Source organism: Massilia sp. 05N420, assembly GCF_056397205.1.
Window position 1 is genome coordinate 1 of record NZ_JBFTMX010000168.1, and the last position, 466, is coordinate 466.

Annotated in this window: 1 protein-coding gene; it reads right to left on the bottom strand. The window is 54.3% G+C overall.

Annotation, left to right across the window (positions count from 1 at the left end):
- On the bottom strand, positions 1 to 454 hold a 454-nt coding region (locus AC1DIX_RS27815), incomplete at its 3' end, for a GAF domain-containing protein (RefSeq protein ID WP_477328575.1).
- Positions 455 to 466 lie beyond the last annotated feature (12 nt).

The window sequence follows — 466 nt, forward strand, 5'->3', positions numbered from 1 at the left end:
CCAGTTTGGCAAAATCAGCGAGTATCTCTTGCTCACGAGCCGTCCATTTGTGCGGCTCGGCATCAATGGCGCAAAGCGAACCCAGGACATGACCATCTTGGTCCAGAAGCGGGATGCCAAGGTACGCGCGCACGTTCAGATCCGGAATAGCAAGATTGTCGCAAACAAGAGGGTCGAGTGTTGAATCTTCGATAACGAGGGGAGCAGCTCTTGCAACGACATGCTGGCAAAACGAATGTGTCAGAGGTGTTTCTCGATCGGTCTTCCAGGGTTCAGGAAGACCAAACGAACTCTTGAAGAACTGCCTCTTTGTGTCGACCAATGAAACGAGCGCCACCGGGACCGACAAGGTCGCAGCAACGAGCCGTGTCAAGCGATCGAAGCGTTCCTCTGGCCCACTGTCCATCAATTCGGTCTGATAGAGCGCGTTAAGTCGGTCTGGTCCGATGTCCAACGAGGTTGGGAC